The organism is Enterococcus sp. DIV0086, assembly GCF_050498705.1.
GTDB lineage: Bacteria > Bacillota > Bacilli > Lactobacillales > Enterococcaceae > Enterococcus > Enterococcus faecalis.
The window spans coordinates 2,325,077-2,352,050 of record NZ_JBNIDN010000001.1 but is presented as its reverse complement, the minus strand read 5'-3'; the positions used below and the strand labels follow the sequence as shown (position 1 = coordinate 2,352,050).

27 protein-coding genes are annotated in these 26,974 nt (G+C 37.7%); 7 read left to right on the top strand and 20 right to left on the bottom strand.

Annotated elements, in window-relative coordinates; genetic code table 11:
* The first annotated feature begins 108 nt into the window (after positions 1 to 108).
* Positions 109 to 1,590: a peptide MFS transporter gene (locus tag IGI63_RS11445; RefSeq protein WP_429975823.1), complete on the top strand. Its 1,482-nt coding sequence runs from the start codon at positions 109 to 111 to the stop codon at positions 1,588 to 1,590.
* Between the two features lie 106 nt (positions 1,591 to 1,696).
* Positions 1,697 to 1,897, top strand: coding sequence for a hypothetical protein (locus IGI63_RS11440; protein WP_429975822.1), 201 nt, complete (start codon positions 1,697 to 1,699; stop codon positions 1,895 to 1,897).
* A gap of 83 nt (positions 1,898 to 1,980) precedes the next feature.
* Here IGI63_RS11440 and IGI63_RS11435 read toward each other — a convergent pair whose 3' ends face one another.
* The 6 genes from IGI63_RS11435 to rhaB form a co-directional block, all read right to left on the bottom strand.
* Complete coding sequence (locus tag IGI63_RS11435) at positions 1,981 to 2,817, bottom strand: sugar phosphate isomerase/epimerase family protein (RefSeq protein WP_429975821.1); 837 nt, start codon at positions 2,815 to 2,817, stop codon at positions 1,981 to 1,983.
* 1 nt (position 2,818) lies between these two features.
* Complete coding sequence (locus IGI63_RS11430) at positions 2,819 to 3,697, bottom strand: AraC family transcriptional regulator (protein ID WP_002358417.1); 879 nt, start codon at positions 3,695 to 3,697, stop codon at positions 2,819 to 2,821.
* A gap of 251 nt (positions 3,698 to 3,948) precedes the next feature.
* Positions 3,949 to 4,260, bottom strand: a complete 312-nt coding sequence (rhaM, locus tag IGI63_RS11425) for an L-rhamnose mutarotase (RefSeq protein ID WP_033601169.1) — start codon at positions 4,258 to 4,260, stop codon at positions 3,949 to 3,951.
* On the bottom strand, positions 4,257 to 5,105 hold the full coding sequence (gene rhaD / locus IGI63_RS11420) for a rhamnulose-1-phosphate aldolase (RefSeq protein ID WP_429975820.1): 849 nt from the start codon (positions 5,103 to 5,105) through the stop codon (positions 4,257 to 4,259). Before rhaD ends, rhaM begins: the two co-directional genes overlap by 4 nt.
* A gap of 27 nt (positions 5,106 to 5,132) precedes the next feature.
* Positions 5,133 to 6,419 carry an L-rhamnose isomerase gene (rhaA, locus tag IGI63_RS11415; protein WP_429975819.1) on the bottom strand — a complete coding sequence of 429 codons (1,287 nt, stop codon included), beginning with the start codon at positions 6,417 to 6,419 and terminating at the stop codon, positions 5,133 to 5,135.
* The gene (rhaB, locus tag IGI63_RS11410; RefSeq protein ID WP_429975818.1) at positions 6,416 to 7,927 is read right to left on the bottom strand and encodes a rhamnulokinase; all 1,512 of its coding nucleotides are present in this window, start codon (positions 7,925 to 7,927) and stop codon (positions 6,416 to 6,418) included. Before rhaB ends, rhaA begins: the two co-directional genes overlap by 4 nt.
* Before the next feature lie 119 nt (positions 7,928 to 8,046).
* On the opposite strand from rhaB, the gene IGI63_RS11405 reads away from it, so the two are divergent.
* Complete coding sequence (locus IGI63_RS11405) at positions 8,047 to 8,919, top strand: helix-turn-helix domain-containing protein (RefSeq protein WP_002355307.1); 873 nt, start codon at positions 8,047 to 8,049, stop codon at positions 8,917 to 8,919.
* Between the two features lie 147 nt (positions 8,920 to 9,066).
* Here IGI63_RS11405 and IGI63_RS11400 read toward each other — a convergent pair whose 3' ends face one another.
* The 10 genes from IGI63_RS11400 to IGI63_RS11355 form a co-directional block, all read right to left on the bottom strand.
* Positions 9,067 to 10,362: a TRAP transporter large permease gene (locus IGI63_RS11400; protein ID WP_429975817.1), complete on the bottom strand. Its 1,296-nt coding sequence runs from the start codon at positions 10,360 to 10,362 to the stop codon at positions 9,067 to 9,069.
* Positions 10,363 to 10,397: 35 nt separating this feature from the next.
* Entirely contained in the window at positions 10,398 to 10,874 is a 477-nt protein-coding gene (locus tag IGI63_RS11395) for a TRAP transporter small permease (protein ID WP_429975816.1), read from the bottom strand.
* Positions 10,875 to 10,888: 14 nt separating this feature from the next.
* Positions 10,889 to 11,896: a TRAP transporter substrate-binding protein gene (locus IGI63_RS11390; RefSeq protein WP_002358408.1), complete on the bottom strand. Its 1,008-nt coding sequence runs from the start codon at positions 11,894 to 11,896 to the stop codon at positions 10,889 to 10,891.
* A 20-nt stretch (positions 11,897 to 11,916) separates the two neighbouring features.
* Positions 11,917 to 13,023, bottom strand: coding sequence for a glycoside hydrolase family 88/105 protein (locus IGI63_RS11385; RefSeq protein ID WP_002385348.1), 1,107 nt, complete (start codon positions 13,021 to 13,023; stop codon positions 11,917 to 11,919).
* A gap of 229 nt (positions 13,024 to 13,252) precedes the next feature.
* The gene (locus tag IGI63_RS11380) at positions 13,253 to 14,041 is read right to left on the bottom strand and encodes a gluconate 5-dehydrogenase (protein ID WP_002355302.1); all 789 of its coding nucleotides are present in this window, start codon (positions 14,039 to 14,041) and stop codon (positions 13,253 to 13,255) included.
* A gap of 21 nt (positions 14,042 to 14,062) precedes the next feature.
* Positions 14,063 to 14,902 (bottom strand): 5-dehydro-4-deoxy-D-glucuronate isomerase, encoded by an 840-nt coding sequence (kduI, locus tag IGI63_RS11375; RefSeq protein ID WP_429975815.1) that lies wholly within the window; start codon positions 14,900 to 14,902, stop codon positions 14,063 to 14,065.
* 12 nt (positions 14,903 to 14,914) lie between these two features.
* Positions 14,915 to 15,922 carry a sugar kinase gene (locus IGI63_RS11370; RefSeq protein WP_002385349.1) on the bottom strand — a complete coding sequence of 336 codons (1,008 nt, stop codon included), beginning with the start codon at positions 15,920 to 15,922 and terminating at the stop codon, positions 14,915 to 14,917.
* A gap of 4 nt (positions 15,923 to 15,926) precedes the next feature.
* Positions 15,927 to 16,574 carry a bifunctional 4-hydroxy-2-oxoglutarate aldolase/2-dehydro-3-deoxy-phosphogluconate aldolase gene (locus IGI63_RS11365; RefSeq protein WP_010822481.1) on the bottom strand — a complete coding sequence of 216 codons (648 nt, stop codon included), beginning with the start codon at positions 16,572 to 16,574 and terminating at the stop codon, positions 15,927 to 15,929.
* A gap of 160 nt (positions 16,575 to 16,734) precedes the next feature.
* On the bottom strand, positions 16,735 to 17,487 hold the full coding sequence (locus IGI63_RS11360) for an IclR family transcriptional regulator (RefSeq protein WP_002355294.1): 753 nt from the start codon (positions 17,485 to 17,487) through the stop codon (positions 16,735 to 16,737).
* Between the two features lie 130 nt (positions 17,488 to 17,617).
* Positions 17,618 to 18,085 (bottom strand): MerR family transcriptional regulator, encoded by a 468-nt coding sequence (locus tag IGI63_RS11355; protein WP_429975814.1) that lies wholly within the window; start codon positions 18,083 to 18,085, stop codon positions 17,618 to 17,620.
* Between the two features lie 100 nt (positions 18,086 to 18,185).
* On the opposite strand from IGI63_RS11355, the gene IGI63_RS11350 reads away from it, so the two are divergent.
* Together IGI63_RS11350 and IGI63_RS11345 are read left to right on the top strand one after the other, a co-directional pair.
* Complete coding sequence (locus IGI63_RS11350; protein WP_002389910.1) at positions 18,186 to 19,703, top strand: MDR family MFS transporter; 1,518 nt, start codon at positions 18,186 to 18,188, stop codon at positions 19,701 to 19,703.
* Positions 19,703 to 20,407: a DUF4811 domain-containing protein gene (locus IGI63_RS11345; RefSeq protein WP_002361178.1), complete on the top strand. Its 705-nt coding sequence runs from the start codon at positions 19,703 to 19,705 to the stop codon at positions 20,405 to 20,407. Before IGI63_RS11350 ends, IGI63_RS11345 begins: the two co-directional genes overlap by 1 nt.
* Positions 20,408 to 20,461: 54 nt before the next feature.
* Here IGI63_RS11345 and IGI63_RS11340 read toward each other — a convergent pair whose 3' ends face one another.
* The 3 genes from IGI63_RS11340 to IGI63_RS11330 are packed head-to-tail and all read right to left on the bottom strand — an operon-like array spanning position 20,462 to position 23,586.
* Entirely contained in the window at positions 20,462 to 21,691 is a 1,230-nt protein-coding gene (locus IGI63_RS11340; RefSeq protein WP_002355288.1) for an ABC transporter permease, read from the bottom strand.
* Positions 21,688 to 22,398 (bottom strand): ABC transporter ATP-binding protein, encoded by a 711-nt coding sequence (locus IGI63_RS11335; RefSeq protein WP_002383683.1) that lies wholly within the window; start codon positions 22,396 to 22,398, stop codon positions 21,688 to 21,690. The genes IGI63_RS11340 and IGI63_RS11335 overlap by 4 nt, the downstream gene beginning before the upstream one ends.
* A gap of 9 nt (positions 22,399 to 22,407) precedes the next feature.
* On the bottom strand, positions 22,408 to 23,586 hold the full coding sequence (locus IGI63_RS11330) for an efflux RND transporter periplasmic adaptor subunit (RefSeq protein ID WP_002355284.1): 1,179 nt from the start codon (positions 23,584 to 23,586) through the stop codon (positions 22,408 to 22,410).
* 320 nt (positions 23,587 to 23,906) lie between these two features.
* Here IGI63_RS11330 and IGI63_RS11325 point away from each other — a divergent pair, with 320 nt between their 5' ends.
* Positions 23,907 to 24,545 carry an NAD(P)H-binding protein gene (locus tag IGI63_RS11325; protein WP_002358396.1) on the top strand — a complete coding sequence of 213 codons (639 nt, stop codon included), beginning with the start codon at positions 23,907 to 23,909 and terminating at the stop codon, positions 24,543 to 24,545.
* A 78-nt stretch (positions 24,546 to 24,623) separates the two neighbouring features.
* Positions 24,624 to 25,739, top strand: a complete 1,116-nt coding sequence (locus IGI63_RS11320; RefSeq protein ID WP_429975813.1) for an NAD(P)/FAD-dependent oxidoreductase — start codon at positions 24,624 to 24,626, stop codon at positions 25,737 to 25,739.
* Between the two features lie 68 nt (positions 25,740 to 25,807).
* Here IGI63_RS11320 and IGI63_RS11315 read toward each other — a convergent pair whose 3' ends face one another.
* Entirely contained in the window at positions 25,808 to 26,962 is a 1,155-nt protein-coding gene (locus IGI63_RS11315) for a mannitol-1-phosphate 5-dehydrogenase (RefSeq protein ID WP_429975812.1), read from the bottom strand.
* Positions 26,963 to 26,974: the final 12 nt, after the last annotated feature.

The window sequence follows — 26,974 nt, the reverse complement described above, 5'->3', positions numbered from 1 at the left end:
GTTTTTCTCTTTCTATTTTCAATCTATGAGTAATAAAATATATGAATCTACATTTAAGTCATTTTATTATCAAATATTCTGAATATTATAAGAATTGGAGTTTTATCTATGAGTGACAAAGAACAACTTGAGAAATTAGACAAATCCTTTCTGGGACAACCGAAAGGACTAGCAACACTGTTCTTCACAGAAATGTGGGAACGTTTCAGTTACTACGGCATGCGTGCTATTCTAATGTATTACATTTACGATACCGTAGCCAATGGCGGTTTAGGTCTCCCCAAAGCAACTGCCTTAGCCATCATGTCCATTTATGGATCAATGGTTTTCATGTCCAGTATCATTGGCGGTTGGGTCTCTGACCGTGTCTTAGGTTCAAGGAAAACTATTTTTATTGGTGGTTTGCTAATCATTGCTGGACATATTGTTCTCGCTACCCCATTTGGTGTCCCCGCCTTATTCGTTTCTATTATGTTGATTGTGTTTGGGACTGGGATGTTAAAACCAAACGTTTCAGGGATGGTTGGCCATCTTTATTCAAAAACTGACTTACGTAGAGATGCAGGCTTCTCCATTTTTTACATGGGGATTAATATCGGAGCCTTAATCGCTCCCCTTGTTGTCGGAACTTTAGGACAAGAATATAATTATCATTTAGGCTTTTCAGTTGCCGCAGTAGGGATGTTCTTCGGGCTACTACAATATTATTTCCAAGGACGTAAATCTCTTGCTGGGATTGGTCAAGCCCCAACTAATCCAATGTCTAAAGAAGAGCAAAAGAAATTTGCTAAAGCATTTATGTTGGCAATTGTCGTTGCTTTACTTATTTTTGGTGGCGCCTATGTCACAGGACATTTAACAATTGATTTCTTTATTAATACCATCAGCGTGTTAGGAATCCTGTTACCTGTTTATTATTTCAGCAAAATGTTAACGTCTAAAGATGTCACTGCTGAAGAAAAACCAAAAGTTCTGGCTTACTTGCCATTATTCTTAGCAGCAATTGTTTTCTGGTCATTGGAAGAACAAGGTTCGTCTATTCTTGCTCTATTTGCAAATGAACGGACGCAAACGAGTTTGTTTGGCTTCCCGATTGCCGCTAGCTGGTTCCAATCATTAAATCCTGTATTCGTAGTTATTTTGACCCCTATTTTTGTTACATTATGGACAAAACTAGGTAAACGTCAACCATCAACAGTTGTGAAGTTTTCACTAGGGCTAGTCTTTGCTGGTCTTTCCTTCGTCTTATTAATGTTGCCAGGTCTACTTTATGGTACCGAAGGACGGGTGAGTCCACTTTGGTTATTCTTTAGTTTCTTCATTATGATTGTCGGAGAAATGTGTTTATCTCCCGTTGGCTTATCGATTACTACAAAATTAGCACCGAAAGCTTTCGAAGCTCAAACCGTTGCTATTTGGTTATTAGCAGATGCCGCTTCACAAGCCATTAACGCTCAAATTGCTCGTTTCTATACACCTGGAACAGAGTCAGCATATTTTGGGATTGTCGGACTTGTAGCTGTCGTTGCTGGGATTCTCTTATTTATTGTGAAAAAACCAATCCAAAACTTAATGGGTGACGTCCGTTAAACCGTCAAAAAAGTTGCCTTTCTCTTTTTTGAAAGGCAACTTTTTTATACAGCGTTTTGATAACGTTTTCATCAAGTGGTATACTAAATAGAAGGAGGACGAGGACATGCGTTACTTAATTGGCGGTATTTTTTTATTGATTAGTATCTGGCAATTCATTGTTACTGGACGGACATTTGCCTACTTAAAGAAAGAGGGCGGTAAAAGAACTTCACCATTTATTCTGTTAGGACTATGGAGCAGTTTAGTGTTTGCTATTATTTCATTTGCTGTGGCGGTTCCTTCTTTCTTTTATGTGAGTTTTTAAGGCAAGTATATTTTATATTTTGTCTTATTAAGCAACGAAAAACATCTCAAAAAATCGAGATGTTTTTTGTTGCACATTTTTATCTAAATGGAATGATATTGCGAAACTTTTTGATAGGCACTTGCTATTTTTTCAAATGGTGTTTCCTCAAAAATAGTGAACAGTCCGGGCTTATGTTTATTCAAAAATTGAATGGTTTCTTTAAGAGGTACCTGCCCTTCGCCAATGGCTACCGGAAATATCTGCTGATTTCTTATAATGAAATCTTTCAAATGAAAAGCAACGATTTTTTCACCAAAACACTCAAACGCTTCTTCTACTATTTCCAAATACGTTTTATCTATATCCACTCGAATTAAGTTGGTAGGATCCAAAATAATGCCTAAATTAGTTGAAGCAACCTCGTCAATCAATCGTTGCATTTTTTCAATTGTATGAATTGGATGATTGATTCCTGGTTCAATCCCAACAATTATTCCATACTTTTCAGCTTCTCGACATAATCTTCTAACAGAAAATAAAACTTCTTCGTAGGCTTCTTCTGTATAATTATCTTCAGTGTAATAAATCGTTTCATATATACTGCCTGTTTCAGTTGCAACGATTTTTGCCCCAAACATTGAAGCGTAACGAATGTATGTTTCAAATTGATGAAGTCGTTTTTCTCGCTCTTCTAAATCTGGATGAATCAGATTAATATAACAACTTAGGACACTAATCGTAATCTTTTCATCTTCGAAAATATTCTTCAATTGGCTTCCTAGTCCTGGAGATAGAACAGCAGCACTTGCATATTCTGGATAAGAAATACCTAAGGCAAATTGAATTGAAGTTATGTTCGTTTCAGCAATTTTTTTAACCAATTCCACAGGAGATATTTTGGTGCCAACATCATGGGCACGTACTGCAAGTGTCAACATTTTATTCAAGCCTCACTTTCTTGATAGATTCTTCGTAATGATCAAAATGAATGATCTGATTATTCTTATGTTGCACCAAAAATTCTTTTGGTGTCATATTAAACTCTTTTTTAAAGGATTTCAAAAAGTGTGGATATGATTTAAATCCACATTTCAGATAAACATCACTAGCACTGCGATATTCTTTTAATAACTGTTTAGCGTAAAGTAGTTTCTTTTTCAGCACAAATTGATGGAAAGTAAATCCTGTATGTTTCTTAAATTCCCGCGTTACATAATACTTAGTCACAAAAAAATTTTTTTCCATCTGTTCTAAGGTTAATGGTTGATCCAAATTTTGAGAAATGTAGGTAATCATTGCTTCAATTCGTTCATTTTCAATCATTTGTTTTGGTTGGCTCTCATTCTCTTCTTTCAGAACTAATTGATTTAAGTAAATTAAAAAGTCTAACAGTTGTTGTTCATAACGAACATCCGCACCATATTCTTCTGGCAAAGGAGAATGATCTAACGGGGTCAAGTAGTTTGCTAATTTTGCTACATCCACTTTGATAACTTTACTACGACGCTGACCAAAATGTTGAAAACAAGCAGACAAGTTTGTCCGTTTACTAGATCGTTGTTGTAAAAAATCAGGTGTTAAAAAAATATACATCCGTTCAAAATCATCAGTACTCTGCTTAATAATTCGATGTAAATCATGATAATGAATGAGTAAAACGGTCCCTGCTTCAACATCAAATTGATGTCCATCTAAAAAGAACGTTGCTACCCCTTTTAACGTACAATGGACTTCATAAAAATCGTGGTAATGATAGATGGTTTTTTCTGGACTAACCATATCTTTTACATGAAAGATCTCATATTGATCTGAAATCATACTATTTACTTGTGATTTCCGGATTTCTTTTACACTCTTCAACAAGATTCACCTCTTTTTTTAGAAGTTAACTATTTTTTGAATAAACAGTTACAGCTAATGTTGGTACAATTTATTTCTTTCTGGAACAGCCGTTACCACAAAGGCTTTCTTTGTAAGTTCTAGAACAATCCCTTGAAATCAACTCTACTCAAGTAAGTTGTTTTGTGTACAATCATACGATTCACTATAACAAACTGTTCTATTTTAAATTATAGTTCAAAAACTTTTTTTAATTCAGCCGTCACCGGCGAGCAATCAGGATTTGTTTCCATAATATCTTCCATATAGTTCCACCATTTTTGATTGATTGGTGTCAGTGCTATTTGCTCCCAGCGAGCTTCATCTTCTATTTCTAAATAACCAAAAAGTGTACTGGTTTCAGGATTTAAAAAAATTTGATACTTAATTGCCCCATGTTCTTTCAGCATTTGACGCATTTCTGGCCATAACTCCTCATGACGTCGTTGATATTCGGCATGTTGATCAGGATATACTTGCATACAAAAGGCTTTTTTTATCATAGCTTTCTCCGTTTTGATACTTTCTCTTCCAAATAGCCAACTTTCGGTGTCACACCAAACGCTTCTGCTAAGCGCCATAAATCTGCATCTGAAATTGTTTGGCGAACGCCTCCTTGCGCACAAACATAAGTGTACACTTCAGCGGCTTTTTCGGCAGTTTCAATTAAACCAAATACTTCATCCATATCACGGCCAGCACCATAAATACCATGTTGCGGCCATAAAACCAAACGAGATTCTTTCATTTTTTCAGCCGTTGCTACACCAATTTCATTCGTTCCAGGAACCAACCATGGAATAATACCAACACCGTCTGGAAATACTACTAAACATTCGGTACACATTTGCCATAATGTTCTAGTAAAGACTTTTTCATCTAATTCGTGGGTAAAACTCATTGCTAATAAATGACTCGCATGATTATGCATGACAATGCGATTTTCTGGATCAACAGCTAAACGAGCAATATGGCTCATAAAATGGCTAGGTAATTCACTCGTTGGCACAGCTTCATCTTCTAAGCCCCACAATAGTTCTAATTTCTGGCCATTTTCACTAACTCGTAAAATCCCTAAGTTTTCGCTTGGTGCATCACAGACATTTTTAAAATATTTTCCTGAGCCTGTCACGATAAAATATTTTCCTGCTAATTTCGTTGCATCAAATTTCATTGGAATCTTTCGGAGCACTTGTGTTGGATTTAGAAAAGGTAAAATCTCCTCCTCTTTTAATAAATACGAAATATTTCCGCCATTTCGTTCATCCCAACCTAAACGATATAAATTTTTGGTCGTTTTGACCATTTCTTCCACAAATGGTGCTTGTAACACGTTCATTTTTTTCATTTTAGAAGTTCCTCTCGTTTGTTAATTTTATGAAAAACGACAACTATCTTTACCTGTTGGCAATTGACGAGTTGGTAAAATCACTTTTTCGTATTCTTGAACATCCGTTAACCAATCTAAGCCGATAGGTACGTGATTTTCTTGACAGTAGTAGTTCCAGATATCGGCAAATGGAAAGTCTTTTAACTCTTCCGTTAAGGCTAAACGTGTGGTAAAATCTCCTATCAATTCAGCTTCTTTTAAGACGTTTGTTGGCTCAAGCATCGCTTTCATTAACGCTTTTTGTGTATTGCGGGTGCCAATCACCCAAGCGGCAACACGATTGATTGTGGCATCAAAGAAATCTAAGCCCACGTGTGTTTTTCCTAATAAATCATTGCGAACTAACTCCTTGGCAATTTCTTGCAATTCATCATCCATAATGACAACGTGGTCACTATCCCAGCGAACTGGACGACTGACATGTAATAGCATTCCTTCGCCAAATAAGGATAATGAAGATAACTTATTAGAAATCACTTCTGTTGGATGAAAATGACCAGCATCTAAACAAATTAATTTATTCCGCGTTAAACCGTAGCCCATATAAAATTCATGAGACCCAACTGTATAGGCTTCTGAACCAATCCCAAAGAGCTTGCTTTCCACCGCATCGACTGTATAAGCTGGATCAATTTCCTCTGAAAAAATTTCATCTAGCGAAGCCATTAGCCGCTTTCTCGGCGTTAAACGATCAACTGGGTTATCTTTAAAGCCATCTGGCACCCAAAAGTTATTGACAGCTACTTGTCCTAATTCTCTTCCAAAATATTCAGCAATTCTTCGTGAACGTTTCCCATGCTCAATCCAAAAGTTTCGAACTTGCGGATTCGGATGAGCTAAAGTAAAGCCATCGCGGTACATTGGATGCGAGAAAAAGGTTGGATTAAAGTCCAATCCTAAGCCATTTTCTTTTGCCCAAGTCACCCATGGTTCAAAATGCTTTGGTTCCAGTTCGTTTAAATCCACCCTTTCCTCTGTGTCTAAATAAATAGCATGCAAATTCAATTTGTGTTTTCCTGGAATTAAAGAAAACGCTTTTTCTAAATCTTGACGTAGTTGCTGGGGACTTCGAGCAACGCCTGGATAATTCCCTGTAACTGAAATACCGCCAGAAAGTTCATCCTCACTTAAGAAGCCTCTCACATCATCTCCTTGCCACACATGCATTGAAATTTTGACATCAGCCATTTTTTCCAATACAGCTTCGGTATCTACGTCAATACTGGCATATTTTTCTTTCGCTTCTTCATATTTTTGTGTAATGGTTGTCATAATGAGCTCCTTTTCATAAATGCTTGATAGCGATTTTTTATTGTTGAATCAATTGGATTTGCTTGATAGATTTCCGTGGGAAAAGATGTTTGGATACAAGTACGAGCTGCTGGAATATCTTTAAGTTCACCTGTTGCAATCATCTGCATCAAAAGATTACCTAAAGCAGTTGCTTCCCCAGGTCCCGCTTTCACTGTAACATTAGCAACATCAGCAGTTAGCTGGTTCAATAAACGATTATTGGAACCACCACCGACAACATGTAAAGTTGTAATTTTCCGTTCGATTCCTGTTAATTGAGCTAATTTTTCTAGTTCTACGCTGTAACACAATGCTAAATTATCATAAATACAACGAGCGAGTTCACCAGGGCTTTCAGGAACTGTTTGTTGTGTTTCACGGCAATAGGCTTGTAATTCAGTAATCATATTTCCCGGATTTAAAAAACGAGGATCATTTACATCAATAAATTGTTGAAATGCTGGTTCTTTTTCAGCTAAGGCGGCCAATTCAGCATAGCTATATTGGTAGTTTTGGTGCCGTGCCACTTCTTGAATTAACCACATACCCATAATATTTTTTAAGAAACGAATTGTGTTCTGGGCGCCCCATTCATTCTTGTAATTTTCTTGGAAAGCTTCAGCAGAAATTGTTGTAACAGTAGTTTCAATGCCTAATAAAGACCAAGTACCACTGCTAATGTACGCCCAGTCATCGCCAATGCCTGGCGTACCTAAAATTGCTGAAGCTGTATCATGACTAGCTATCGTAATCAACGTTGCATTTGGTAAATCATAGTCTGGAAAAGCCGCTGTTTGCAGGTCGCCTAAAATCGTGCCCGGCTCTACTAATGTTGGAAATAGTGTTTCATCAATTCCTAGGAAATCCAGTAATTCACTTTCCCATTGTTTCGTTCCAGCATTCAACAGTTGCGTGGTGGAGGCGTTGGTGGCTTCGATGACTGCTTTTCCAGTAAAGACATAACCTAAGTAATCAGGGATTAACAACAATTGGCTGGCTACAGCCAAACGTTCCTTTTCCTCTACAAATAACTGAAAAATGGTATTAAAAGGTTGAACTTGAATCCCCGTTTGTTGGTACAATTTTTCTAATGAATAGCCTTTTGAAAAATTTGTTACAGCTGCTTCTGTCCGTCCATCTCGATAAGCAATCGGTTCGTCCAAAAGTTGTCCAGATTGATCCAGCAGACAATAGTCAACACCCCAAGTATCAATTCCAATAAAGCATTCCTTGATACCTAATTGTTTAACTTTTTGCAGACCAAGCAGTAACTCATGAACTAAACTAGCCATATCCCAACGCTGATACCCATCTTTTTGATGAAAACCATTTTTAAAACGATGAATTTCTTCTATTGTTATCTGACCATTCGCTAAGCGTTGACTTTTCATTATGCGACCGCTAGAAGCGCCAATATCAACCGCTAAATAGGTTCGTTTTTCAACTTGTTCTTTTTTCACTTTGTTGATAGTTGTCAATCCTTTCACTATTTTTATTTTTTGTACGTTAGACTAACTTTATGTATTCATCATAAACAAAAAATAGCGCTTTCACCTCTCACAATTTTGAGATATAATTGTACTATCTTGGTAATTAGGAGGTTCTTATGGATTATTGGGAAAAAGCCGACTACTCTTGGTCAGACGATTCTAAGCGACATATTTTGACACCTAGCAGTAAAAGTCGCACACTTTTTTATTACATACAGGAAATTGGACAGTTTAAAGCCTCGCGCCCTTATTATACGGAGCGGGCACATTTACCATCATACTTAATTAAATTCACGCTAAATGGTACTGGGGAATTACGCTATCGTTATCATACATACAGCTTACAGAGAGGTGATTTATTCTTTATTGACTGTCGGGATTATCAATACTATCAAGCAACCAGCGAAGATCCTTGGGAAATGGACTGGATTCATTTTGAAGGAGGAAATTCTGGTGCTTTTTTCCAAGAATTTATGAAAAATGGTTCACCAGTTTTCTCCACTAATCAGCTTCCAGAAGATAATCCTATTCATTTAATCATTCAGCAGCTATTACAATTACAAGATTTACAACATGCGCAAACTGATTACCAATCTTCCGTTTTAATTCATCAATTACTGAACGAATTATTGTTGCAAAAGTATCGTCAAGACTTTACCTACGAAACGATTCCATCATTGGTTTTGGAAATGAAAGCTTACATTGATCAACATTTCAAAGAAACAATTTCTTTAGAAGACTTGGCTCAACTCTTTCATTTAAATAAATATCAATTGAACAAAGAGTTCTCCAAATACATTGGATTACCGCCAATTAAATATCAAATTAGTAAAAAAATTTCTTATTCAAAAGATTTACTACGCTATTCTAATCAAACAGTGAAAGAAATTGCTGTAGATGTTGGTTTAGAAAACTATGCCTACTTTAGTCGATTATTTAAAAAGCGAACTGGATTAACTCCTAGTCAATACCGTAAAAGTGGCTTCTAAAAAATCTCTCTATGACACATAACGTCATAAAGAGATTTTTTATTTCTATGCCTCCTAAACTCAATATTTTATAGTAAATTACCAAATCTAGTTGATTGAACAACTTATATTTCGCTCAATTGGGGTTGTTAGACAATTTGTATTGAATTAAGAAATTAGATTTGGTAACCACATGACAAGTTCAGGTACATATGTGATTAAAAGTAAAATTGCTAAGATTACCAGATAAAATGGAACTAGTGGTTTCAGCATTTGCTCAGCTTTAACACCCCCAACACTAGCACCAACATATAATCCTGTTCCAACAGGTGGTGTAATTGAACCAACACACAAGTTCATAATCGCAAATAAACCAAAATGAACTGGATCCACCCCAACATTCATAACAATTGGTAAAAAGATTGGCGTAAAAATCAAAATAGCTGGACCAACATCCATAAACATTCCCACAAACAATAGGACAACGTTTACTAATAGTAGAATTAAGTATTTATTGTCTGTGATTCCTAAAATAGCTGTACTGATTGCTTCTGGTATCCCTGTAAAAGCCATCGCAAAAGACATCATTGAAGAAGTTGCCAACAAGAACATAATGGTTCCACTCATCAAGACAGCCTCTTTTAACATTTTAGGTAAATCGTTTATTTTCACTGTTTTGTAGTAAAACATTGAAATCAATAATGAGTATGCGACAGCAATTGCTGATGCTTCAATCGCTGTAAATAACCCCGTCAAAATACCGCCAATAATAATGACAATTAACAATACACTGGGAACCGCTTCTCGCAGAACCTTGCTGACTTCTCCTTTTTTTGCTTTTGCCACAGTAGGATAATTATGACGTTTTGCAATAACATAAGCTACCACCATAATTCCTAACGCCCACAAAGAACCTACCAAATAACCTCCTAAAAATAAAGAAGAAATAGAGGCCCCACCAGCCACCAATGAATACATAATAAACGCTGTACTTGGTGGAATAACCATTCCTGTAGGAGCAGAGGCAATATTTACAGCCGTTGCAAATTTCCGATCATAGCCCTCATTTACTTGTTGCGGAATTAGTACGCCACCAATAGCAGTAGATGCTGCAATTGCAGAGCTAGAAATCGAACCAAATAATGCGTTCCCTAACACATTAGTATGTGCTAGCGCGCCGGGAACACGACCAACAAATAACATAGAAAAATTTACCAACTTTTGGGCAATTCCCCCATTATTCATAATCACACCAGAAAAAATAAAAAACGGAATTGCTACGAGAGAGAAACTATTTAAACTAGAGACCATTTTTTGAGCTGAGGTAAATGCAGCTGCTTCAAAAGGAATTACTAATAACAATGTTGCAATTAAAGATGCCGCAATGCTCATACCAATTGGCATACCAACTACCAATAAGACTGCAAAAACTACAAATAAGATAATGCCTGCTTCTAAAGCCATATTTTTACTCCTATTCTTTTTCTTCTATAAACGCATTAAGAATCTTTTGATTGCGTGAATAACTCTAGCAAATTCATCAAACTATAAATAAACATCAAAACACCTGCTACTGGAACGGCTAAATAGACATAACCCATAGGAATTGCCAAAGATGGTGAAATTTGTCCTAACGTAATTACTACACTATTCCAACCGCCAAATATCATAATCACTCCTGCAAAAAGTAGGAACAACAATTGAACAATAAATTCTAAAAAGCGTTTTTGTTTCCCTTGTAATTTTTCACTTAACAAAGTTACTGCTAAATGTCCCTTTTTTCCAACCACATAAGCAGAAGCTAACATCGCCAGCCAGACCAATGCAAAGCGAACAAATTCTTCTGTTAAGGTACTAGGATTTTTTAACACTGTCCGGGCAAACACTTGGTACAAAACTACCAAAACCATTGCAGCAAGAATGATTGATCCAAGTATTTCTAAAAGTCGATTTAAAAATTTTCTAAAACCTTTCATAATTACCTCCTTAATTAGTCCGCCAACTGGCGAATAGCCTGATACAGTTCGCCATGTTCTGAGCTATTTTTGAATGATTCATGCAACGGTTGAACAAGTTTTTGGAATGGTTCACTGTCTACTTGATTGAACACAACGCCATATTCTGCTTGTGCTTTTTTCTTTTCTTCTTCAACCGCTTCTTTAAAGACCGTTTTTTCAAAAGCGGTCGATTCTTTTGCTGCTTCTTCAATCGCTTGTTCTTGTTTCGCTGTCAAACGTTCTTTTGTTCCCTCGTTCATAATCACAATATCTGGCACTCGAGTATGCTCATCATAAGAATAATACTTAGCCACACCACCATGACCAGCTGTATATAAAACGAACTCATTATTCTCTGCACCGTTGATTAGATTAGATTGTAGAGAAGTATATACTTCCGAACTACCCATAGGTACTGGCGAACCCCCTAAAAGTTCTACCATTTTGATGGCGGTTTCACTTTGCATGACCCGAATTTTTTTACCTTTCAAATCATCTGGAGATGTAACAGGCCCTTTGCTCATATAAAAACTTCGTTGACCAGAGTCATAATAAGTTAAACCAACAAATCCTAATTTTTTTGTAGAATCATACACTGGTTGCATTAGCGCTTGATTATCCATTACTTTAAAAAAATGTTTTTCATTATCAAAAATATACGGAATGGCAAATACAGAATAATCTTTAGAAAAACTTTCTAATGCTGATCCACTGACCTTTGCAAAATCAATTGCACCTGTTTGTGTTAATTCAATTAGTTCTGTTTCTCCTCCTAATTGACCATCTGGAAAGTATTCAATTTGAACTTTACCATCTGTTTTTTCCTCTACCAATTCACCGAATTTCTTCATAGAATCGATAACTGGTTGGCTATTACTAGCATACGCATAGCGCAAGACTACCGTATCATTTGCCGAAGCTTCTGTTTTGCCGCAACCACTTAGCAACTGTAATCCTGCCAATACCATAACTGCTGTAAATAAAACCTTTCTTTTTTTCATGAACTTTTCTCCTTACTTTTCTAGCAATAAGAAACAAGCAATTCAGTCAAACATAGGATTGTTAATGATTGACCATAAGGCATCGCTGTCATTCCAATTGTGCGATAAAAATCTAAATTATCACCCATTCCTGTACCAACTGACACATGTTGTACTTCTCCCGTTTCATCAATCTCATTTAGTAAGCCAGCAATTGCTTTGTTTGCCACTTCTTCATATTCAGAAGAAATATATTTTTTATGAACCGCTTTTAAAATCCCATAAGCGAATCCCGCTGTAGCAGAAGATTCTAAATACGAATTTGAATCATTAATTAATGTATGCCATAAACCAGATTCATCTTGGTATTTCGCTAAAGCTGCCACTTGCGCATTGAGGGTACTCAATAAAAATTCCCGTAAACTATCTCCTTTTGGCAACTCTAAGATTTCAATAATTTCTGGAATAGCAATCGTAATCCAGCAGTTTCCTCTTGCCCACAGTGCTTCCGCATAGTTATGATTTCCCTCAAAAGTCCAACCGTGATACCATAGACCACTTTTTTTATCTTGTAAATATTTAATATGGATTAAAAATTGATGCTTTGCTTCTTCCAAATAATCGAGTCGATTCAACAACTTACCAATTTTTGCCAAAGGTAAGACAGTCATCATTAACGTATCATCCCATAATTGATTTTTATTTTCTGGTCCATATGTCGCATGTTGCAAGCCACCTTCATTCGTTCGGGGCATTTCTTCCATCACCCATTCCGCCCATTGCTCTAAGTAAGGTATATATTTAGAGTCTTTAGTGTCTTCATATAGATAAGCCATTGTTAAAAGCGGAGCCATCGTATTCACATTCTTAGGCGGCGCGCCTTCTTGCATCCGACCTTCAAACCAGTCGTTAACTACTTGTAAAGCTTTTTCACTTTTAGTATTTCGATAATTCTTATATATACCATACAACCCAACGCCTTGCGGCCAGTTCCAAATCGTCCAACTTTTGTCATCAACTTTTAAACCATCAAAATCTAACAGAAATTCACCTGTGTTATCTTTAATCGTTGTTAAATTTCTAATTAATAAGTCAATCGTTGTTTCTACTGTATCTTTTGGTATGAATTGTTCCTGTTTAATAATCATCGGCAATCAAAACTCCTTTTCCATCCCACTAGCGCAAATGAAACGCTTTCATTTTTTTGTAATTTTAGTTTAGCAAGGAATGTTAGCAAATTATATAGTTAATCTTGACGAATTACTGTCAAAAATTGACTTTTTTTAAAAATTAGATACGGTTTTTACCAATTCAATCAATGAGTAAATAACAAAAAACGGACATCCTTTTTAGGTATGTCCGCTTTTTGTTACTTATTTATGGTTGTTTTCCAATATAAGCTAAAATTCCACCATCGACATATAAGATATGTCCGTTAACAAAGTCAGAAGCGTTAGATGCTAAGAAAACTGCTGGGCCAGCTAAGTCTGCTGGTGTGCCCCAACGATTAGCAGGTGTTCGTCCCAAGATGAATTCGTTAAATGGATGCCCTGGTTCTCTTAATGGCGCCGTCTGTGGCGTTTCAATGTAGCCAGGTCCAATCCCATTACATTGAATATTATATTGTCCATATTCAGAAGCAATATTTTTCGTTAACATTTTTAGTCCGCCTTTTGCTGCCGCGTACGCACTAACTGTTTCACGACCTAGTTCACTCATCATTGAACAGATATTGATAATTTTGCCATGACCCTTTTCAATCATATCTGGAATAACCGCTTTTGCCATAATAAATGGCGCATTCAAGTCAACATCAATCACTTGACGGAACTCTTCTGCTGACATCTCCACCATTGGAATTCGTTTAATAATTCCCGCATTATTGACTAAAATATCAATAGAGCCGACTTCTTCTTTAATCTGAGCAACCATCGCTTGAACTTGCTCTTCATCAGTGACATCACACACATAACCACGTGCTTCAATCCCTGCAGCCCGATAATTTTCCAAACCTTGTTCAACTGATTCAGGAGATAAGTTATTAAAAACAATTGTTGCTCCTGCTTCAGCTAGGGATTTCGCAATCTCAAAGCCAATCCCATAGACAGCACCTGTAATTAACGCTACTTTTCCATCTAATTGAAAATCATTCATTTTAAATTCCATGTTTTCTCCTCTTTCTTTGGTTTATTTTAATTGATCCATTGCAACCATATCCATGTCTGTGTACGTAATATTTTCTCCGCACATGGCCCAAATAAAGGAATAATTACTTGTACCAACCCCAGAATGAATTGACCAGCTTGGTGAAATGGCTGCTTGTTCATTACTCATTACTAAATGTTTCGTTTCGTCTGGTTTACCCATCATGTGGAAAATCCGCGTATCTTCTTCCATATCAAAATAAACATACGCTTCCATACGACGTTCATGTGTATGACAAGGCATAGTATTCCAAGCGCTACCTGGTTCTAAAATGGTGTAACCCATTTGTAACTGGCAACTTTCACAAACGTTCGGATGAATGTATTGGTAAATTTTACGTTGGTTCAATGTTAATGGATCACCCGTTTCCATTGGGGTAATTTCATCAATACTAATTTTTACGTTGGGATATTTATGATGTGCTGGCACACAACTAATGTAAAATTTCGCTGGATTATCAGGGTTTTCTGAAGAAAAACGAACATGTTTTGTTTCTTTCCCAATATAATAGCCATCTTGTTTTTTCATTGTTTCTTTGGCGCCATCAATTTCAATAAAGCCTGGTCCCCCAATATTAATAACCCCTAGTTCACGGCGTTCTAAGAAATAGTCAACCCCTAATTCTTTGTCCAAAATAATTTCTAATTCTTCTGTGGTCGGTGTCACACCACCAAAAATCATCCGATCATTATGTGTGTAGATTAAGCTGATTGCACCTGGAATAAAAACTTTCTCTACTAAAAATTCATCTCTCAATTGTTCTGTTGAATAGTGACGGATATCCGCCGGACTATGTGTATAACGTGTTTCCATATTTTGCATAACTAAAATCTCCTATCTATTTATTTTTCCTGAGCCCGTTGCCAAAAAAGCAAGGACTTCTTTTTGACTAAATTGATTACAATCACCATGGACAGTATGTTTTAACGCACTAGCCGCTGTCGCAAAATCAATGCAGGTTTGTGGATCATAGGCAGCTAATATGCCATGTAAAACCCCACCAGCAAACGCATCACCGGCACCGACACGGTCAACAATCGGTTGTAATCGATGACATTTGGACGTATAATACGCACCTTTGTACCATAGCGTTCCGATTAATTCATTATCTGTCGCTGAATGAACTTGACGTTTGGTTGAATAAAATACTTGAATGTTGGGATAACGTTCTTGCATTTTTCGGTAGTACCACGTTAATGCATCTTCAAGTTCTTCCTCTGGTTCTGGTATCTCCAGTAAATAACGAGCATCTAATACCCCAGCTGAACAAATATCAACAAATGGAAGAATGGCCTTCAATGCCACGCTCGCTTCTTTCTGGGACCAAAGTTTCCCTCGATAATTAATGTCAAAACTTACTTGGCACCCTGCTTGCTTCGCTGCTTTAACTAGCGCAACCGTCATACTTTGCCAATTTTTTGATAACGCCGCTGTAATTCCTGAAATATGAAAGATCTCTACTCCTGAAAACAGCTCATGTAAGTCCCATTCCATTTCTTCGATTTGAGCAAAGCTTGAATAGGCGCGATCATAGACAACACTGGCTGCTCGTTCTCCTGTACCAGTTTCCAAGTAATACGTTCCTAGGCGTGTTCCGCCAGTTCGTACAAATTCCGTTGAAACCCCATAACGACTTAAATGCTTTTTGGCGGCTTCTCCTAATGAATTATCGGGCACTTTACTAGCAAAAGTCACTTGGTGGCCATAGTTCGCTAACGAAATCGCTACATTCGCTTCACCACCGCCGTAATGTACAGCGAAATTTTCTGTTTGTGCTACGCGTATTCCGACAGGCGTTGACAAACGCAACATGATTTCTCCCAATGTTACGACTTTCCCCATGTGCCTACACCCCTTTGATTGCTTGGAATTTTTCCATATAGGCTTGGGCAACCTCACGAACTTTTTCAAAATCCCCAGTTGCTGCTGGCGCTAACAGATTACCGCCAACACCGACGGCCGTCACACCTGCAGCGAACCACTCGGCCATATTTTCCAAACTGACACCACCCGTTGGCATAATATTTAACTGAGGCAATGGCGCTTTAAATGCCGAAATAACACTCGGTCCATAAACACTTCCCGGAAATAGTTTAATAATATCTGCTCCGCTTTTCAGTGCTTCTTTCATTTCTGTGATGGTCATACAGCCTGGCAAATAGGGAACTTGATATAAATTGCAAATTTTAGCGGTTTCTTCATCGAAGCTTGGACTCACAATATATTCAGCCCCTGCTACAATAGCTAAACGAGCAGTCGTAGCATCCAAAACTGTCCCCGCACCAATGACTACGTCAGGATTCTCTTGGTATAACGCAACTAATTCCTGAATCACTTCTGTTGCTTGAGGAACAGTAAAGGTTAACTCAATCCCCCGCATACCGCCTGCTACAATGGCTTGACTAGCTTTTAGCGCTTCCTCTTTTGTCTTTCCGCGAACCACAGCAATCACGCCAGCATTTTCTAATTTTTTTAAAATTGATACTCGCTTCAACAGACTCCCTCATTTCTTATTTAGAAATATATATTTATTATAAAGAAATTCACAACTTCATTATACAGATAAAAAAAGAAAATGCAAACGTTTTTACAAAAATAAAAAAAGAAAGACAAACAAAAATCCCAATCGACTTTTGTTTGTCTTTCTTTTTCTACTATAATTTCGCTTCAATCGCTGCTTTTGTTGCCAAAAGGGCTTGATTAATCGTCGTTTTATTTTCCTCTGTCAAACGATATTTCGGCATGCTTACACTAAAAGCACCCGCAATTTCGCCATCTTTCATTAAAGATACTCCGCTACAGAAAATATCTTGTTCAATTTCTTCATCATCGTAAGCAACCCCCGTTTGTTGCACTTGTTTTAATTCTTTTTTCAAACGCAAGGGATTGGTAATCGTATTTTCGGTATAGGGAATTAATGTCTGCGTGTCTAAATATTGTTGCACTTGTTCTTCCGAAAATTCTGCTAAAACGGCTTTACCCATGGCCGAATTATACAAAGGTCGAGTAATTCCCACTTTCGAGGACATGCGAATCGTTTGATTTTTCGGTTCTAATTTATTGATATACAGAATTTCATTATTATTTAAAATCCCTAAATGAATGGTTTCATCGACCGTATTTTGAAGGTTTTCTAAATAAGGTACCGCAATTTCAGCTAAATCGATTTGCTCCACACTTTGATTCGCATAGCGAATCAATTTTGTTCCTAAGCGGTACGTCTTGTTCGTGTCTTTTTGAACATAGCCAATTAATGTTAAGGTTTCTAAAATTTTGATTGCCGTTGATGCCGTCATTTCGGTATTCTTTGCAATTTCCTGTAAGGTTTGATCGGGTTGTAAACTTAGACAGTCCATGATTTTAGCCGCTTTTAACAAGACTGTTCCGTAAGGTTTTGTTTCTTTCATCGAAACCCTCCTTTTCCATATAAGAAATTATATAGAAAAATAAAGAAATTGCAAGAAAAAAAGAACTCGAAGATTCATTCAGTAACGTTTTACTTTCACTTCAGGTCTTTCTCCCAGTCCTATTTCATTCTTATTTTCTTTTCTTTAACTCATCAGAAACATCTGCATCCTTAGCAATTAAAAGATACTCACTGACTTCTGTGGTTTCATTAAATACAACATATAATTTTTGTTCTTCATCGAAATCGCCCAAATCAATCGCTACGTAATTGGGACAAACTTCTGAGATACCATGAAACATTTGACTAAAGATTTTTTTCGTCATCCCCACATTACGATGCTGCTCTTCTGCTTTTTCCACCGCACTTTGTAACGTATATCCTTCATCTAAAAAACGCTTGATCCAATGCACTTTGACGACTGTATGTAACCGATATTTCCGTGGACCGTTTGCGTCTTTCGCAATGGAAGAAATATACCCTTTTTCTTCCCAATAACGAAGTTGACGTGGCGAAACTTCAGCAATTTCACTTAGTTCACTAATTCCTATCAACAAATTTTCTTCATTTAACAAACGCTGAATCATTTTTGACCACATTAGTTTAACTTCCTTTCCCTTATCCTTTCCTTAATTGTAGTTTTTTTTACACCTTTGTCAAGTAAGTTGACAAAGATTCTAATTAGTTGTAAAGTAGTTAATGCAATTTAATTTGAAACTTACAGAAAAAGGAGCGATATATGTGACTTCACAACAACCTGTGGATATTCACGGAAAACCTTATAACCGGTCGTTACTAGTCGGCGTTTTACTAATCGGAACATTTTGTACGATTTTAAACCAAACACTTTTAACGACGGCCTTACCTACATTAATGAAAGAATTTGATATCTCAGCTTCAAGTGTACAGTGGCTAACCACTGGATTCCTACTTGTGAACGGCATTATGATTCCCATCAGTGCTTGGTTGATTAACAAATTCAGTTCAAAAAAATTATACATAACAGCGATGTCAACGTTCTTAATCGGAACCATCATCTGTTTTGTAGCTCAAGACTTCGGCATGTTATTGACTGGACGTCTTGTTCAAGCCGCAGGGGTCGGCGTATCTATGCCTCTTTTACAAACAATTATGCTTTCAATTTTCCCGCCTGAAAAACGTGGCGCTGCCATGGGCACAACGGGAATTGTTATCGGATTAGCACCCGCTTTAGGTCCAACATTATCTGGTTGGATTATTGATTCTTATACATGGCGTGACCTTTTTGGGATGGTCATTCCAATTGTCGTTTTAGTCCTAATTTTAGCTTCATTTTTAATGAAAAATGTCATTCAATTATCTAATCCAAGTATCGATGTCTTATCGGTCATTCTTTCTACTCTCGGCTTTGGTAGCTTACTTTACGGCTTCTCAAGCGTTGGTGATAAAGGTTGGGGTAGCCCGCAAGTCTATGGATTCTTAATTGTTGGTGCGATTGTTTTATGTCTTTTTACATATCGACAATTGCATTTAGAACAACCTTTCTTAGAACTACGCGTTTTTAAATCAAAAGTCTTTACTGTTGCGGCCATTTTATCTGGCGTAACCAACATGGCAATGATTGGCGCCGAAATGGTTTTACCTTTGTATATCCAAAATATTCGTGGCGAATCTGCCTTCCATTCAGGGTTAATGCTTTTACCAGGAGCGTTAGTTATGGGACTTATGATGCCAGTAACGGGTCGCATTTTTGATAAAATTGGTGCCCGTCGTCTTGCGATTACCGGGATGTTTATTTTAACAGCTGCAACGTTACCGTTTGCTTTCTTAACAAAAGCAACACCTATTATTTATATCATTGTCCTATATGCGATTCGGATGTTTGGTATTTCGATGGTCATGATGCCTGTGACAACTTCTGGCATGAATGCTTTACCAATGAATTTATTAAGTCACGGAACTGCTGTAAACAACACCTTCCGACAAGTAGCCAGCTCAATTGGAACAGCTGTTTTGATTAGTGTTTTAACAAATGTTACCAAAGACGGCTTACCTGCATCGGACTTATTAAAAACAGCCCCACTCGCTTATCGCGATCAAGCAACAAACGCAACACTAAACGGTTATCACGCAGCCTTCTTCGTGGCAACAATCTTTGGCGTTCTCGGCTTGGCGATTACTTTCTTCTTAAATAAAAAAGAAGCGATGCCTGTTAAGGAAGTAGGTGCAATGAAATAATGATTATTTTCCTTTTAATCCTTTGCGTGTTAGGCTTTGCCTATACGAATGTATTTGGCCGAAAAGTCTGGCATAAATTCTGTATGGTTATTTTTGGTTTAGGGTTCTTAGCTTCGTTAAGTCTTATCGTTTTAAACGATAAAGATCATTTTGGTATGACCGAAGTTACTCAGGACAAAACGTTTGAACTAAAAAGCAGTAGTTCAAGCAAAGATGGCCCCAACATGTTATTGTACCAGCCGTTGGGCGATGGTTCCGAAAAAGTTTATTTATATAACACACCAGATAAAAAGAAACTACAAAAAACAGGAACGGAAAACGTCACAAACACAGTTCAAAAAGATGCTCAAAAAGCCACATTAGTCCAAAAAACGACGAAATGGTCCTATCAAGAGTCCTGGGCCAAAACACTATTTGGCCTTGCTGACAACGATAACCAATTTGCAAAACAAGAAAACACCTTCAACGTTGCTAGTGACTGGCTAGTTTTAAGTGCTGATCAAGCCAAAAAATTAGGCGAATATATGGAACAACATGCCGCTGATATCAAAAAAGAAGGGACTGAAACAGTTGGCAAAAAAATGATGGCTGCTATGATGGCGAATCCATCAATGTCCCAAGAAGAACAAGCGAAACTCACCGAACAATATACCAAAGAGTTTCAACAAGAATTGATTCAGAAAATTCTTAGTGACATGAAATAAAAAAGCGAGCTTGATAGGATCATCAAACAAGATGTGACTACCAAGCTCTTCTTTTTAATTATAAATCGCTTTAATCGGATCCATCCTCGAGGCACCAATTGCTGGAATAATCCCGAAAAAGATACCTGTGAAGACAGAAACCAATGTTGAAATGGCAAAGATGGACGGCGTAATAATTGGCGTAATCGAAATATACCCACCGACCACAGTTGCCAATAAGTAGCCGCAGCCGACACCAATCAAACCACCAATCAATGTGATAAACGCTGCTTCCATTAAAAATTGGAATAAAATGACTCGTGGTTTAGCACCAATGGCCCGACGAATCCCGATTTCTCGTTTCCGTTCCGTGACAGACACATACATGATGTTCATGACGCCAATTCCCCCGACTAATAGGGAGATTGCAGTAATTGCCATCAGAAACATTGTCATACCCGTGACCATTTCTTCCATTTGTTGTTGGAGTTGTTGGTCCTGGTCATTTTCTTTAAACGTTCCTTTCACTTCAGGATGATTTTCACTTAAAATGGTGATTGCCTGTCCTAAAATTGCTTCACGGTCCGCTCCCTCACGAACCTTAATATTGATGCCACTAATTGCTTTTGTTTTCGCTAATTTATTGTATGATTCTCGAGAAACAAAACTGCTCATAGCAGTTGCCCAATCATCGTTCATACCCAAACTATCTAAATCTTTTGGTGCTAAAATACCAATCACCTTGTACATATAACCACCAATTGAAACAGCTTTTCCAATGAGTTGGCTAGGATCATCAAGCCGAATTTGCGCTTCAAAGATATCATGATTTAAGACAATCGCATCTGTATTTGCATCGCTCGGTTGAAAATCACGACCATATAAAATATCATTCTGCCCTTTAGTCGACGTAATGGATAAATTCGCCTGCGCCCCAAAATAATCCATTGGTACAAACAAATTGTCTCCGCCCCCCATCATTGATTCACCATATTGAGGATAAATACTTTCAATTCCTTGAATGTCTTGTAATTTTTTCAAGTCCACTCGGCTAAACGTATAATCTGGCTCTTCATAGGACATAAAATTGTCACTGCTACCATCCGACATTGTATAATGAATCTTCAAAACATCCGCGTTCACTGCACTGGATGCCTTCACAACTTGACGCTTCATCCCTTCACCTAGCGCAGAAATCGTTACGACTGATGTAATCCCAATAATAATCCCGACCATCGTTAAAAATACCCGCAACTTATGCGCCTTTAAGCTTAAAAAAGTACTAACAAATAAATTAGCAATCATCTAATCACCTCTTCTTCCAAAAAGCGACCATCTTTCATATGAATCACTCGTGAGGCATATTTTTTCATATCTTCATCATGTGTCACCATGACAATTGTTTTGCCCTGTTCATTCAATTCTTTCAATAATTCCATGATTTCTGTACCCGTTTCACTATCCAATGCCCCAGTCGGTTCATCAGCCATAATCAATAATGGATCATTCACCAAGGAACGAGCAATGGCTACTCTTTGTTGCTGTCCTCCAGAAAGTTCAGTAACTTTTGATTTGGCTTTTGTTTCCAAACCGACAATTTTTAGGTATTTTTCAGCAATCGCTTTTTTCTCAGCGCGGCTTTTTTTCCCTTCATAAACACAGGGCAATTGAACATTTTGACTAACATTTAAAGAATTAATCAAGAAAAATTGTTGAAAAATAAACCCTAGATATTCATTGCGAAAGGCTGATTTTTTATTTTCAGACAATTTTGAAACATCTGTTCCTGAGAAATGATAACTTCCGTCTGTTAAGCGATCCAAGAAACCAATAATGTTCATCAGCGTTGTCTTACCGCTACCGGACTTCCCCATGATTAAAATGAACTCTCCTTGATGGATGGTCAAGTTCAATTCTTTTAAAACATGTAGTTTTTCCTTACCTACTGGATAGAACTTGTTAATGTCCCGCAATTCAATGAGGGGTTGATTTGTATTGTTTGCTTCCACCATCAAGCCCTCCTATTTCGACGCATCTGTCATTGATTCGTTGGTTGCTGATTCATCAGAAGCAATCGCTGCATCTGATTCCACAATATCACCGACTTTTACTGGTTTTTTTGAAGAAATAACCACTCGGTCGGCTGATTCTAAGCCAGATTCAATCGCCATTTTGTCGCCATTTTCTTGCCCGACTTGGACATCACGACGAATGATGGTTCCAAAATCATTCACTAAAACGTAGGCCTGTTCACCCTCTTTTTGAATCGCTTTTTTTGGTAACTCAATCGCCCCTAAATCGCCTAAATCAATGGTTGCTTGCATATGATAGCCATTTTTAACTTTGTCTAAATTGGCCAACGCAATTTTGACGCTATAACTAGACATCGTCGTGCCGCCCTCTGGATTGCCACTCGCAGCATCGCTGTTGCCTTCAGGAGGATTATCATCGATATAAGAAATTGAGCCATCCACAACCACATTGTTGGAAACAGAAGTTAGTTTAGCTTTTTGCCCAACACTAATTTTAGTCAAGTCCTTTTCATTCACTTTTCCAGCTAAATAAAGATCTTCTGAAGTTAACCGTAAAATCGGTGAATTGGCATCTTTTACTTCTGGAATTGATACGCGACCTTTGAAATTAGCCTTTGTGGAAATATATTGCTTCGCTCCTAAATCCGCTAAGGTTTCATTGGTGAAGGTAATCTCTTCATCTACTGCATCGACTTCTGTTTGATATTGTTCATTTAAATCATCACCAGACATCGTGCGGTCTTCTTCTTTAGTTTTATTAAATTTATCAATGGCCCGATTCCACTTATTATAGATATTCGCCCGCTTCGTTTCTAATTTGGCTAAGCTATTTTGTTGTGCCTCAATTTCTTTTGTGACCGCCTCATCTTCGTAAGTAAATAGTTCTGTGCCTGCATCTACGACATCGCCGTTTTTCACCTTAATCTCTGGATCCTTTGTTATTTTTTGATCGCGCGCAAAGGCTTCCATTTGTTCCGGTTGGATGACACCGTTAATATAAATTTGTTGCAAGTCAGGAACGTCAAAATAGTCAATTCCCCAGTCATCTTTAGGCGCTTGCTTGACAGCTACTTGTTGTGCATTTTTATTTAACGCATTCACAGTTACGATGCCCCCAACCGCAATTACCGCAACTGCCCCCAATATAATTATCGTTTTCTTCTTCATTTTCTTCGTTTCATCTCCTCATTCTGTCTATTTTCCCCAACAAACTAAATTGCTCGGTCGTTTACTTATAACTATTTAACCATGCTTGAATTCAAGAAACAAGGGCATTTCTCTAGGCCTTTAGTCTGATTTATTTCATTTTTGTTCATTTTTTTATTTATTTCACGACAATAAATAACCATTGTTGGGTCTTTGTATTTCAACAATCTAAAAAGGTTATTTTTATGTTATTTATAACTAAACTATGCGCAATCGAGATTTTTTGCTTCTTTTTTTATTTAAGGTACACTAGAAGAAACAATTGAAAGTGAGGGCTTGCCATGAAAGTCATTATTTTTGGCGGTAGCGGTTTTTTAGGTCAACAAATCGCAAAAATTTTAGTCCAACGCCAACATCAAGTCATCAGTGTTTCACGTCATGGAAAGCCTGCCACGCTCTCCGCATCTTGGAGCCACCAAGTGCAGTGGGTATGCTCCGATGTGACTCGTGACACGAATTGGCAAGAACAAGTCCAGCGTGCTGACTGGGTCATTGATACAGTAGGTATTTTATTTGAAAATCCACGAAAAAAGAAAACCTATCAACGGCTAATTCTGACGCCCGTGAAAAAAATCAGCTCTTTTTTAGCACAACAAAAAAAGCCAGCTAAGTTTTTATTTATTTCAGCCAATACTGTTCCTTTCCCTTTGAGAAAATATATGGATGCCAAATTGGCAGCGGAGGAACTAATCCACCAAGAAGTCGCCGAAGCAGTGATTTTTTATCCTAGTTTACTTGTAGGTCAAGAACGTACCGGCACCATACTTTTTAGTAAATGTATTTATTTTTTTAAGAAAATTCCCTTTTTAAAGAACTTATTTATTGGCTATGATCCTGTGCCTGTGGCAGAAATGGCACAAGAAATTGTTCACGTTTTAGAAGGCGGCAATTCTATTTACACACACAGAAGGACCCGTTAACAAGTTATCTCCCAATCGTCTCTGTCTAGAGGCGGTTTTTTTGTGTTACAATACAACTGTTCGAAGGAGAGAAGAAGCATGAAAAAAATTGCCATTATTGGCGGCGGCATTATCGGAATGACGTTAGCTAATTATTTAGATCCACAAAAATTTGACATTACCGTTTATGATGAAGGGCTCGGCCAAGCGACTAAAGCGAGCGCCGGGATTATTTCCCCTTGGCTATCCAAACGTCGGAATAAGAAATGGTACCAATTAGCGCGAGAGGGCGCTGCCCTATTTCCAAAGCTAGTCAAAGATTTTCAGCTGACGGAGGATATTTATCGTCAATCAGGGACAGTCATTTTGCGTCCGGCAGCTGCTTTGGCAGACTTAGCCTATTTGGCAGAAGAGCGTAAGCAAACTGCACCTGAAATTGGAGAAATCACGATGTTGTCAGCGGTTCAAACAGCGAAGTTCTTACCGCTACTTAAGGAAACTCCCTCACTTTTTATTTCTGGCGGCGGTCGCCTAGATGGACCAGCTTATCTAAACCATCTTCAGAAACGCGCCGAAGCCAAAGGGGTCACTTTTTGTTCACAACGGGCGCACTTTCGACAACTGAACCAAGGGTGGGAAATTGTCACAAATTCAGAAAAAAAGAGCGTTGATTTTCTCACTTTAACACCTGGTCCTCATTTAAAGGAATTACTCGCTACTTTAAATTTATCTGTGGACATTCGTCCCCAAAAAGGACAATTGTTAGTTTTCGAGACCCCTTTTACAAACAGTCAGCAATGGCCTGTTGCTATGTTAGATGGCGAAGCCGATTTAATTCCTTTTAATCAAGGGAAAATTTTATTAGGTGCCACCCACGAAAATGATCAAGCCTGGGATTTAAAAGAGACTGCTAGCGCTTTTCAACAACTAACTTCTGGGACTGCGCCATTTCTAAAAGAAGCAGAGCAGCTTTTTAAGCAACCCATGCATTACCGCGTTGGTACACGTGCTTATACATCTGATTTCGCTCCGTTTTTTGGCCCTTTGCCAGAAATGCCCCACCTTGTGGTTGCTAGCGGACTTGGTTCATCAGGACTCACTACTGGCCCATTCATTGGTTACCAATTAGCTGAATACTTCAATACAGGTGCCTTCAAAGGAGAGCTTTATCAAAAACCACTTAGTCAATATGTAAAAAACAACCCCTCACTTTAATCAGTGAGCGGTTGTTTTTTTCCCTTTAATTAAGAAATGTGAAGTATCTTGGTAGAAGGATTTTGTTATTATGCTACTTGTGGTCGCGCATAGCGTTCTACGTTTTGTTTAATATTTTTAACCGTTTCTGGATCTTCAATGCCCGTTACTTCAGCGATCACTGTATCAACGCTTTCTTGGTCAAGCATTTCCTGTAATTGACGGCTTTGTTCATCTTCTGGATCATGATAATTAAAAACAATACCAATCATTGCTAATAAATGCGGCGACACTAGATTGCGTTCCTGTAATTCACGGATTGGTCGAATAAACCGTTCTTGCGCACCTAATTTTCTGATTGGTGTCCGTGCTACACGTGTAATAGCATCTGAAATATATTTATTTTGGAAACGTTGAATAATTTTTTCAATATAGGCTGCATGTTCTTGTTCATCAAAATTCCATTTGGCCACTAAAAGTTTACCGGTTTCCTGCAAAACTGATTTGAGTTGTGCTACCACTAAGGCGTCCTGCATCGCTTCGTCAATGGTTTGATAGCCTAACAACGCCCCTGTATAGGCAACTGTAGCATGGCCAGTGTTTACACTAAATAATTTTCGTTCAATATACGGCTCTAAATCAGCAACGTAATGAACACCTTCTAACTGAATCTCTTTGGCTTTTCGGTTGGTATCATCAATGACCCATTCACAAAAAGGCTCAACTTGAACAAAAAGTGGATCTTCATGTTTTTGTAATGGAACAATCCGATCAACCGCCGCATCAGGAAAACCAATCCATTGTTCAGCATAAGCTGGATTTTTCAAATATTTGGCCACTTCTTCTGCTAAAAAGGTTGAACCACCAATCATATTTTCACAAGCGATAATATCCAGCGGCTTTTGACAATTTGCTTCGGCCCGTGCATCAATTCCTTGGGCAATTAATTCAGCAATTCTTGGTAAAATATTGGGACCAATCGCCGTCGTGACTAAATCGGCTTCCGCAATTGCTTCTACTACTTTTTCTGGTTCTGTCATGTTATTTAACCCGGTCACATTTTCAACGTTAATTTGTTGATGTGAGGCATCGGCCAATTCAATTGTATAACTTTTACGTTCTTTTAACGCTTGAATGATGGTTTCATTAACATCCACAAACGTAATATGAAACCCGTTTTTAGCTAAAATTTCGCTGATAAAGCCGCGTCCAATATTTCCTGCTCCAAAATGTACTGCGTTCATTCTTATTCTCTC

What these genes read in the sequence shown, in the direction of transcription:
- IGI63_RS11445 (WP_429975823.1), top strand. Translation starts at nt 109, where the DNA reads ATGAGTGACAAAGAACAACTTGAGAAATTAGACAAATCCTTTCTGGGA.
- IGI63_RS11440 (WP_429975822.1), top strand. Translation starts at nt 1,697, where the DNA reads ATGCGTTACTTAATTGGCGGTATTTTTTTATTGATTAGTATCTGGCAA.
- IGI63_RS11435 (WP_429975821.1), bottom strand. Translation starts at nt 2,817, where the DNA reads ATGTTGACACTTGCAGTACGTGCCCATGATGTTGGCACCAAAATATCT.
- IGI63_RS11430 (WP_002358417.1), bottom strand. Translation starts at nt 3,697, where the DNA reads ATGATTTCAGATCAATATGAGATCTTTCATGTAAAAGATATGGTTAGT.
- rhaM (WP_033601169.1), bottom strand. Translation starts at nt 4,260, where the DNA reads ATGATAAAAAAAGCCTTTTGTATGCAAGTATATCCTGATCAACATGCC.
- rhaD (WP_429975820.1), bottom strand. Translation starts at nt 5,105, where the DNA reads ATGAAAAAAATGAACGTGTTACAAGCACCATTTGTGGAAGAAATGGTC.
- rhaA (WP_429975819.1), bottom strand. Translation starts at nt 6,419, where the DNA reads ATGACAACCATTACACAAAAATATGAAGAAGCGAAAGAAAAATATGCC.
- IGI63_RS11405 (WP_002355307.1), top strand. Translation starts at nt 8,047, where the DNA reads ATGGATTATTGGGAAAAAGCCGACTACTCTTGGTCAGACGATTCTAAG.
- IGI63_RS11400 (WP_429975817.1), bottom strand. Translation starts at nt 10,362, where the DNA reads ATGGCTTTAGAAGCAGGCATTATCTTATTTGTAGTTTTTGCAGTCTTA.
- IGI63_RS11395 (WP_429975816.1), bottom strand. Translation starts at nt 10,874, where the DNA reads ATGAAAGGTTTTAGAAAATTTTTAAATCGACTTTTAGAAATACTTGGA.
- IGI63_RS11390 (WP_002358408.1), bottom strand. Translation starts at nt 11,896, where the DNA reads ATGAAAAAAAGAAAGGTTTTATTTACAGCAGTTATGGTATTGGCAGGA.
- IGI63_RS11385 (WP_002385348.1), bottom strand. Translation starts at nt 13,023, where the DNA reads ATGATTATTAAACAGGAACAATTCATACCAAAAGATACAGTAGAAACA.
- IGI63_RS11380 (WP_002355302.1), bottom strand. Translation starts at nt 14,041, where the DNA reads ATGGAATTTAAAATGAATGATTTTCAATTAGATGGAAAAGTAGCGTTA.
- kduI (WP_429975815.1), bottom strand. Translation starts at nt 14,902, where the DNA reads ATGCAAAATATGGAAACACGTTATACACATAGTCCGGCGGATATCCGT.
- IGI63_RS11370 (WP_002385349.1), bottom strand. Translation starts at nt 15,922, where the DNA reads ATGGGGAAAGTCGTAACATTGGGAGAAATCATGTTGCGTTTGTCAACG.
- IGI63_RS11360 (WP_002355294.1), bottom strand. Translation starts at nt 17,487, where the DNA reads ATGAAAGAAACAAAACCTTACGGAACAGTCTTGTTAAAAGCGGCTAAA.
- IGI63_RS11355 (WP_429975814.1), bottom strand. Translation starts at nt 18,085, where the DNA reads ATGTGGTCAAAAATGATTCAGCGTTTGTTAAATGAAGAAAATTTGTTG.
- IGI63_RS11350 (WP_002389910.1), top strand. Translation starts at nt 18,186, where the DNA reads ATGCAATTTAATTTGAAACTTACAGAAAAAGGAGCGATATATGTGACT.
- IGI63_RS11345 (WP_002361178.1), top strand. Translation starts at nt 19,703, where the DNA reads ATGATTATTTTCCTTTTAATCCTTTGCGTGTTAGGCTTTGCCTATACG.
- IGI63_RS11340 (WP_002355288.1), bottom strand. Translation starts at nt 21,691, where the DNA reads ATGATTGCTAATTTATTTGTTAGTACTTTTTTAAGCTTAAAGGCGCAT.
- IGI63_RS11335 (WP_002383683.1), bottom strand. Translation starts at nt 22,398, where the DNA reads ATGGTGGAAGCAAACAATACAAATCAACCCCTCATTGAATTGCGGGAC.
- IGI63_RS11330 (WP_002355284.1), bottom strand. Translation starts at nt 23,586, where the DNA reads ATGAAGAAGAAAACGATAATTATATTGGGGGCAGTTGCGGTAATTGCG.
- IGI63_RS11325 (WP_002358396.1), top strand. Translation starts at nt 23,907, where the DNA reads ATGAAAGTCATTATTTTTGGCGGTAGCGGTTTTTTAGGTCAACAAATC.
- IGI63_RS11320 (WP_429975813.1), top strand. Translation starts at nt 24,624, where the DNA reads ATGAAAAAAATTGCCATTATTGGCGGCGGCATTATCGGAATGACGTTA.
- IGI63_RS11315 (WP_429975812.1), bottom strand. Translation starts at nt 26,962, where the DNA reads ATGAACGCAGTACATTTTGGAGCAGGAAATATTGGACGCGGCTTTATC.